This window comes from Stenotrophomonas sp. PS02289 (genome assembly GCF_029960115.1).
In the GTDB taxonomy this organism is placed as follows: Bacteria; Pseudomonadota; Gammaproteobacteria; order Xanthomonadales; family Xanthomonadaceae; genus Stenotrophomonas.
In genome coordinates this window covers 35,361-43,574 of the sequence record NZ_JASCOZ010000021.1, presented here as the reverse complement: position 1 = coordinate 43,574, position 8,214 = coordinate 35,361, and the positions used below count along the sequence as shown (strand labels likewise).

Here is an 8,214-nt window from a genome sequence, read left to right as displayed (position 1 = left end):
CTGCAGGCCCGCGCTGTCGCCGCCGCTGGCGCGAGGGGCGGAGGCGGCCTCCACCCGCGCCGGCGCGGCCGCGGCACGACGCGCCAGCAACCGGCCTACGGCAGTACCTGGGCTGGAGGAAGCGTCGGGGCGGTCCGTCATGCGGCGGGTCCTGGGGTGAAGATGGAGTAGGGTAGGTGGGAACAGTATCGGCGCTGGACCGGCCGTCTTGAAGACGCCCCCTACACAAATACGGAAACGCCCATGAAGATCCTGCTGGTCGGTGCCACCGGCCTGGTCGGCAGCCACGTGCTCCGGCAACTGCTGGATGATCCGCGCTGCCAGGCGGTGATCGCTCCCACCCGGCGGCCCCTGGCGCTGGCTGATGCCCGTCTGCTCAATCCGGTGGTGGATTTCGCCCGGTTGCCGGAAAGCGCGGACTGGTGGGCGGTGGATGCGGTGATCTGCGCGCTCGGCACCACCCTGAAGCAGGCCGGCAGCCGTGAGGCCTTTGCCCAGGTGGATCATCAATACCCGCTGCATGTGGCCCGGCTGGCCCGCTCTCACGGGGCGTCAACGTTCGTGCTGAATTCGGCCAAGGGGGCCGATCCCCAGTCGCGGTTCTTCTACAACCGGGTCAAAGGGGCGCTCGAGCAGGACCTGCGCGGCCTTGGTTATCCGTCCCTGACCCTGGTACGACCGGGTCTGATCGGCGGCGAGCGGGCCGAGCACCGACGCGGGGAAAAGCTGGCCAGCGCGGTGCTGAGGGCGCTGAGACCCGTGCTGCCGCGTAGCTGGCGGATCAACCCTGCGGAAAACATCGCTGCCACCATGGTGGAAGCGGCGATCAACCCCAAAGCTGGCGTGCGTAGCGTGGAAGCTGATCAGTTGGTGTGATTTGGACTTGGATGGTTGACCACGAAGTGCGAGCAGTCCTGGGAGCATATTCGGACGATTTTCAGGGACGAGCATGCCTTTAGACCTCTAGCCTCGTTTCCTTGTCATGAACAAGCGAGGCTTCACAAGTGCTCGGAATTTACGTTCGAATGATGGCGCGTGTCGCGTTCCTGCTCACGATTGGTGTCATCAGCGCCGCTCAAGCAGAGACAACCCCAGGCCCGGGTGTTCATCACCTCTCCTTGCGCGTCATGGATGAGGGCCGGCTGGTGATGTCGCCGTCGGTGCAGATGACTGCTGAGGGGCCGGTCCAGCTGTCGATTGGCAACAAGGACGACGGATACACGCTTGAATTGGATATTGTGGAGCATTCAGGCTCCGCAGCCGCGGATGCGGCAGCCATGCAGGTTGTACTGTGGCGAGGGCCCATCGGTTCAGGTTCGCGCTTGCTGGATCGGGTGATCCTGCTGACCCCCGGTGGCGATGCGGGGGCCGTCGGCGCTGGTTCCGACAGGCAACAGACAACGGGCACCTCGGTAGAACTCATTTCACATGCGTTGCAGTCAACTGCAATCGGTGACCTCGTAATGCTGCAGGCGATACCCAACGAATAACGGCCACCGTCAGGTGGCCGTTGTTGTGAATCAGTCGGATTGCCGACCAACGATGGGTGGTTACTGGGCCAGGGCCAGATCGTCCATCATCGCGCGCAGGAACCGCGCTGCCTCGCCGCCGGTGGCGGCGCGGTGGTCGAACGTGACCGACAACGGAATCACCTTGTGCGCTTCCACGCCGCCCATCACCGGGGTCATCTGGTGGCGGGCACGGCCGGCACCGACGATGGCCACGCACGGCGGCACCACCACCGGAGTGGCATAGCGGCCGGCGAACATGCCGAAGTTGGACAGCGAGATGGTGTAGCCACTGAGCTCGGACGGGGCGATCGAGCGCGACTCGACCTGCTCGCGCAGACGGTTCACGCCTTCACGGATGCCGCGTGCGTCCAGCATGTCGGCATTGCGCAGCGCCGGCACGAATAGACCGTCGTCGGTGTCCACCGCAATGCCGATGTCGACCTGGGCATGCAGGGTGCGGGTCAGCGCATCGCCATCGAACCACGCGTTCATGGCCGGGACCTTCTGGCTGGCGACCACGATGGCGCGCACCAGGCGGGCGGTGACGTCATTGCCGGGCAGCCAGGCGTGGATGTCGGCGTCATCGTTGAGCGTGGTCGGCACGACCTTGCTATGCGCGTCGGCCATCACGCGCGCCATGTTGCGGCGCACGCCCTTGAGCGGTTCTGGCTGGCCCTTGGCGACCACACCCGGCGGCTGGGTACGCATTGGCTTGCCGGCGGCGGACATCGCCGTGCGGGCTTCGGCCTGACGCACCGGGGCCGGTGCAGCGGCGGCAACCGGTGCAGCCCCGGGAGCCGGCGCGCTGCCGATCTTCGCGCTGCCATCGGCGGCGGCCTGCTTGACGTCGGCCATGGTCACCGCGCCGTCAGCACCGGTGGCACGCACGCGGGTAAGGTCCACGCCCAGCTTGCGTGCGGTGGCGCGTACCGCCGGAACGGCCTTGACCCCGCCCACGGCGAAGGCCTGCTCGGCATGTACGGCATTGGAGCTCTGCATCGCACCGACCACGGTGCCGGCGTCATCGCGCTCGGCAGCGGCAGGCTTTGGCGCTTCGGCAACGGGCGCAGGTGCTGCAGGTGCAGGGGCCGCAGCCGGCGCGGCATGGCCGTGGCTGTGGCCGGTGTCCTGGCCGTCGGCGCGCTGCGGCAGGTTCGGGTCCAGTTCGAACTGGGCCAGCACGCTGCCGGTGGGAATGATGTCGCCGGGGCCGCCGGACAGCTTCAGCACCTTGCCGGAGAACGGCGAGGGTACTTCGACCACGGCCTTGGCGGTTTCCATCGACACCAGCGGCTCGTCGAGCCGGATCACGTCGCCTTCCTTGACGAACCACTCGACGATGGTGGCGTCGGGCAGGCCCTCGCCCAGGTCGGGCAGGTTGAAGTTCTTGTTCTCACTCATGTGCAGTTCTCTTCAAGCAGTTCGAGATCGCGGGCCGGCAGCCAGCCCGTCGCGCCGTTCGCGCGTTCGGACCACCACCAGCCGCCGTGTTCATGATGCAGTTTGACCAGTTCACCGCTCTCAACGTCCAGTTCGCGGGCGTCGTAGTCGCGCAGGGCCTCCGCGCGACCTTCATCCAGTACCTGCAACCATGCCACCGGTGCCCAGCCGGCGCGCCCGTCGTCGGTGCGCACCCAGGCAAACGCCGGCCATTCCTCGTCGCGAACACCCAGTTCGACGATCTGACCGGTGCGGAACCGGAGCGGGTTGGGGTACTGGCTGCGGTACGGGCCTAGAAGTCGGGCCCGCATGTCAGCCTGCCGCCACCGCGCGTTTGGCCGCGCTCACAATCCGGTCCACGCTCGGCAGGTACTTCATTTCCAGGCGGAACAGCGGAATGTGGGTGTCGTAGCCGGTGACCCGTTCGACCGGAGCCAGCAGGTCGTACAGCGATTCCTCGGCGAGGCGTGCGGCGATTTCGGCACCGAAACCGGCGGTCTTCGGGGCTTCCTGCACGATCACGCAGCGGCCGGTCTTGGCCACCGACTCGGCGATGGTGGCAAAGTCCAGCGGACGCAGCGTGGCCACGTCGATGACTTCGGCGCTGATGCCTTCGCCGGCCAGCTTGTCGGCCGCTTCCAGCGCTTCCTTCACCTGCGCGCCCCAGGTCACCAGGGTCACGTCGGTGCCGTCGCGCAGCACGAAGCAGACGTCCAGCGGCAGGGCTTCGCCGTCGTTGACCACCACTTCCTTGTACTGGCGGTAGATGCGCTTGGGTTCCATGTAGATGACCGGATCCGGTTCGCGGATCGCGGCCAGCAGCAGGCCATAGGCGCGCTGCGGCGACGACGGCAGCACCACGCGCAGGCCCGGCACGTTGGTGAAGATGGCTTCGTTGGCTTCGCTGTGGTGTTCCGGCGCGCGGATACCACCGCCCCACGGCACGCGCAGCACCATCGGGCAGTTCAGGCGGCCACGGGTGCGGTAACGCAGGCGCGCGGCATGGCAGACGATGTGGTCGACCATCGGATACATGAAGCCGTCGAACTGGGCTTCGGCGACCGGCTTCATGCCCTGTGCGGCCAGGCCGATGGTCAGGCCGGCGATGGTGGTTTCATCCAGCGGGGTGTCCAGCACCCGGTCCGCGCCAAAGCGCTGCTGCAGGCCGGCGGTGGCGCGGAACACGCCGCCGTTCACGCCCACGTCTTCGCCCAGCACCAGCACCGACTTGTCGTGCTCCAGCTCCCACGCCAGGGCCTGGGTGATGGCTTCGATCAGGGTGATGGGGGTGCTGGTCATGGTCTGTTCTCCGCGCGCAAGGGCGGCGCTGTCGGCGGCGTGGGTCTGCGCGGTGGTGCTGGAAACGTGCTTGAGCTCATCCATGACGCTGCTCCAGGGCAATCGCCTGCGCGCGCTGGGCAAGCAGGTCCTGCGGCGGGTCGGCGTACAGATAATCGAACATCGCCTCGACCGGCTGCACCGGCGTGTTGAGGTACAGGTTCACTTCTTCGTCCACGCGCTTGCCACACTCGGCGGTCCAAGCGGCTTCTTCCGCTTCGCTCCAGACCCCGGCGTTGGTCAGGTACTTGCGCAGGCGCAGCATCGGTTCCAGCAGCCAGGCGTCCTTCACCTCCGCGTCGTCGCGGTAGCGGCGGGCGTCGTCGGCGGTGGTGTGGTCGGACAGGCGGTAGGTCATCAGTTCCAGCACGGTGCCGCCGTCGCCGGCCAGGGCGCGCTCGCGCGCCTGCAGCATGGCGGCCATCACCGCGATCAGGTCGTTGCCGTCCACCTGCAGGCAGTGCAGGCCACCGGCCAGACCCTTCTGGGCCAGGGTTTCGGCACCGGTCTGGGCCGAGCGCGGCACCGAGATGGCCCAGCCGTTGTTGACGATGCACAGAATCAGCGGGAGCTTGTAGGCACCGGCCGAGTTGAGCGCCGCATAGAAGTCGGTCTTGGAGCTGCCACCGTCGCCACACACGGCCACGGCGATCTGCTTCTCGTTGTTGAGTTTGAACTTCAGCGCGGCACCGGCGGCATGCAGGCACTGGGTGGAGATCGGCACGCAGAACGGGAAGTCCTTGGCCGCGTTGCCGCCGTAGTCGTTGCCGCGCTCGTCGCCGCCCCAGTACATCAGCACGTCACGCGGACGCACACCGCGCATGAACATCGCGCCGTACTCGCGGTAGGACGGCGCGAACACGTCGTCCTTCTGCATTGCAGCACCAATACCCACGTGCGCGGCCTCATGGCCCAGGCAGGCCGCGTAGGTGCCCAGCTTGCCGGTGCGCTGCAGCGCGATCGACTTGCCGTCGAACACGCGCACGAACAGCATCTGCTTGAACATCGGCAGCAGCGCCTTGGGGTCGCGCAGGGCCTCGGGCAGGTCATCGCGGACGAGGTTACCGTCCGTGTCCAGGTACTGCAGGTATTCGATCTTGAACTCAGCGGCAACCGTCATTGCGTACTGCACCTTCGACAGGAAGTTACAAATGATATGAATTGCCATGTTAAGGAAGGCGTACGAAAAAGCCGTCCTGCGGCGCAACAAGGAAACCGCCTGGCCGCCTCCGGGTATACCGTTGTCAGGCCGGAAAGGCCAATAACATCAACGTATTCAGTTGCCGCAACGGCGCATGAGCGTTCGCTGGCCGGGGCGGGCGCGGCAATGGGTCGCAGCCGCTGCCGCGCTGAACGGGCCGACCACACGCCACCGTAGGGCGGCCGCTGCGCTACGCTTGCCCCCCCTCCTGCGGTCACCGCCATGTCTGTCGAAAAGAACCAACGCGATCTGGAAGCCGGCATCCACACCGACCTGGAGGGCCGCCTGACCTACGGGGGCTACCTGCGCCTGGACCAGCTGCTCAGCGCCCAGCAGCCGCTGTCCAACCCTCCGCACCACGACGAGATGCTGTTCATCATCCAGCACCAGACCTCCGAGCTGTGGCTGAAGCTGCTCGCGCACGAGCTGCGCGCGGCGATCGGCTTCCTGCAGCGCGACGAGGTCTGGCAGTGCCGCAAGGTCCTCGCCCGCAGCAAGCAGGTGCTGCGCCAGCTGACCGAGCAGTGGTCGGTGCTGGAGACGTTGACCCCTTCGGAGTACATGGGCTTCCGCGACGTGCTGGGGCCCTCCTCGGGCTTCCAGTCGCTGCAGTACCGCTACATCGAGTTCCTGCTGGGCAACAAGAACGCGCAGATGCTGCAGGTGTTCTCGCACGACCCCGCCGGGCAGGCCCAGCTGCAGCAGGTGCTGGACGCGCCCAGCCTGTACGAGGAGTTCCTGCGCTACCTGGCCCGCTTCGGCCACGCCATCCCCGAGGTGTACCAGCACCGGGACTGGCAGACCTCGCATGTGGCCGACGACGCCCTGCACCCGGTGTTTGAGCGCATCTACGAGAACACCGACCGCTACTGGCGCGAGTACTCGCTGTGCGAGGACCTGGTGGACCTGGAAACCGCCTTCCAGCTGTGGCGGTTCCGCCATATGCGTACGGTGATGCGGGTGATCGGCTTCAAGCGCGGCACCGGCGGCTCCAGCGGGGTGGGGTTCCTGCGCCAGGCGCTGGAACTGACCTTCTTCCCGGAGCTGTTCCAGGTGCGCACCACGATCCGCAACGACGACCCGTTGCCGCCGGAGTGAGTGCCTATTCAGGCAAACCGGGAGAAGTGTTTATTTGACGTGAACGCCCAAGTTCTGGGATTCTCCCGGGTTGTTTCGCACATCGGACGTGCATGTCTTCCACCGAACCCAGGAATCCCGCATGAGCGTAGACGCCGCGAAATCCGTTCCCGAACCGGCGTTGCCGGAGTTCAAGACCACCCTTGGCCATCCGCGTCCGCTGTGGATGCTGTTCATGACCGAGTTCTGGGAACGCTTTGCGTTCTACGGCATCCGCTGGGCGCTGGTGCTGTACATCGTGGCGCAGTTCTACGAGGGCAACGCGGCGGGCCAGGGGGCGGCCGGCCTGACCTATGGTGCCTACCTGGCACTGGTCTATGCCGCGGCGATTTTCGGTGGCTACGTGGCCGACCGGGTGCTGGGGTACCAGCGTTCAATCCTGACCGGTGCGCTGATCATGGCGGCCGGCCTGTTCATGATCTCCATCCCGAACCAGAACATCTTTGAGTTGGGTCTGGCCACGATCATCGTGGGCAACGGCCTGTTCAAGCCGAACATCTCGACCATGGTCGGCAAGCTGTATGGCCTGAAGGACGAACGCCGCGACTCGGGCTTCACCATCTTCTACATGGGCATCAACATCGGCGCGATGATCGCACCGGTGCTGACCGAGTACCTGGCCCGCAAGGTGTTCGGTACCGACGGCCTGCCGTCGTACAAGGTCGTGTTCATCGCCTCCGGCGTGGGCATGCTGCTCAGCCTGGTGTGGTTCTACTTCGGCCGTGCGGGTCTGAAGGGAATCGGTGCACCGCCGGCTGGAGCCGAGGGCTTCGGCCGTGTCGTCACCGTGTTCATCGGTGCGCTGGTCGCCATTCCGGTCGCCTACTTCCTGCTGTCTGCCGGTTCCAAGGCGCTGGCCTGGATCCTCGCCGTGATGTTCATCGCGCTGTCGGTGCTGTTGCTGGTCGAGGGTATCCGTGAAGGCAAGGTCCAGCGCGACCGCGTGTTCGCCATGCTGATCATCTTCGCCTTCAACGTGCTGTTCTGGATCTTCTTCGAGCAGGCCGGCAGTTCCTTCACCTTCCTGGCCGACAACATCGTCAACCGCAACCTCGGCGGCTGGGAGTTCCCCACCGCATGGTTCCAGTCGGTGAACTCGGTGGCCATCATCACGCTGGCACCGATCGTGGCCTGGGTGTGGGTGAAGATGGGCAGCGCCAATCCGTCGATCCCGCGCAAGTTCGGCCTGGGCCTGCTGTTCAATGGCGCGGCCTTCGCGCTGCTGATGCTGGCCCTGTCGAGCATGGTGGTGGACGGCAAGATCCCGTTCTGGACGCTGTTCATGGTCTACGTCATCCAGTCGGTGGGTGAGCTGTGCCTGTCGCCGATCGGCCTGTCCATGGTGACCAAGCTGGCCCCGGTGCGCCTGGTCGGCTTCGGCATGGGCGGTTGGTTCCTGTCCACCGGCATCGGCAACAACCTGTCCGGCATCTTCTCGGAGTACATCAGCGGCACCACCGGCATGTCGGTGGAATCAGCACTGAAGGGTTATACGCTGGGCTTCTGGGTGCTGATGATTTCCGGTGTGGTGCTGTTCCTGCTCGCACCGTTCATCAACAAGCTGATGCACGGCGTCAAGTGAGGTCT

Annotated in this window: 8 protein-coding genes; 4 read left to right on the top strand and 4 right to left on the bottom strand. The window is 65.9% G+C overall.

Going from position 1 to position 8,214, the window contains the following annotated elements; all coding sequences use genetic code 11:
* The first annotated feature begins 243 nt into the window (after positions 1 to 243).
* Together QMX83_RS05220 and QMX83_RS05215 are read left to right on the top strand one after the other, a co-directional pair.
* Complete coding sequence (locus QMX83_RS05220) at positions 244 to 876, top strand: NAD-dependent epimerase/dehydratase family protein (RefSeq protein ID WP_282295592.1); 633 nt, start codon at positions 244 to 246, stop codon at positions 874 to 876.
* Between the two features lie 149 nt (positions 877 to 1,025).
* Positions 1,026 to 1,490: a hypothetical protein gene (locus QMX83_RS05215; protein WP_282295591.1), complete on the top strand. Its 465-nt coding sequence runs from the start codon at positions 1,026 to 1,028 to the stop codon at positions 1,488 to 1,490.
* A 60-nt stretch (positions 1,491 to 1,550) separates the two neighbouring features.
* Here QMX83_RS05215 and QMX83_RS05210 read toward each other — a convergent pair whose 3' ends face one another.
* Genes QMX83_RS05210 through pdhA form a run of 4 tightly spaced genes read right to left on the bottom strand, consistent with a single transcriptional unit; the run spans position 1,551 to position 5,409 of the window.
* A complete protein-coding gene (locus QMX83_RS05210) occupies positions 1,551 to 2,912 on the bottom strand; it encodes a dihydrolipoamide acetyltransferase family protein (RefSeq protein WP_282295590.1) in 1,362 nt (453 codons plus the stop codon).
* Positions 2,909 to 3,262 (bottom strand): SH3 domain-containing protein, encoded by a 354-nt coding sequence (locus tag QMX83_RS05205; RefSeq protein WP_282295589.1) that lies wholly within the window; start codon positions 3,260 to 3,262, stop codon positions 2,909 to 2,911. The genes QMX83_RS05210 and QMX83_RS05205 overlap by 4 nt, the downstream gene beginning before the upstream one ends.
* Position 3,263: 1 nt before the next feature.
* A complete protein-coding gene (locus QMX83_RS05200; RefSeq protein WP_125361934.1) occupies positions 3,264 to 4,334 on the bottom strand; it encodes an alpha-ketoacid dehydrogenase subunit beta in 1,071 nt (356 codons plus the stop codon).
* On the bottom strand, positions 4,327 to 5,409 hold the full coding sequence (gene pdhA, locus QMX83_RS05195) for a pyruvate dehydrogenase (acetyl-transferring) E1 component subunit alpha (protein ID WP_282295588.1): 1,083 nt from the start codon (positions 5,407 to 5,409) through the stop codon (positions 4,327 to 4,329). The genes QMX83_RS05200 and pdhA overlap by 8 nt, the downstream gene beginning before the upstream one ends.
* A 303-nt stretch (positions 5,410 to 5,712) precedes the next feature.
* Between pdhA and QMX83_RS05190 the strand changes: the two genes are divergently transcribed.
* Both QMX83_RS05190 and QMX83_RS05185 read left to right on the top strand, forming a co-directional pair.
* Positions 5,713 to 6,588, top strand: a complete 876-nt coding sequence (locus QMX83_RS05190; protein WP_282295587.1) for a tryptophan 2,3-dioxygenase family protein — start codon at positions 5,713 to 5,715, stop codon at positions 6,586 to 6,588.
* Between the two features lie 121 nt (positions 6,589 to 6,709).
* Positions 6,710 to 8,209, top strand: coding sequence for an oligopeptide:H+ symporter (locus QMX83_RS05185; RefSeq protein ID WP_282295586.1), 1,500 nt, complete (start codon positions 6,710 to 6,712; stop codon positions 8,207 to 8,209).
* Positions 8,210 to 8,214 lie beyond the last annotated feature (5 nt).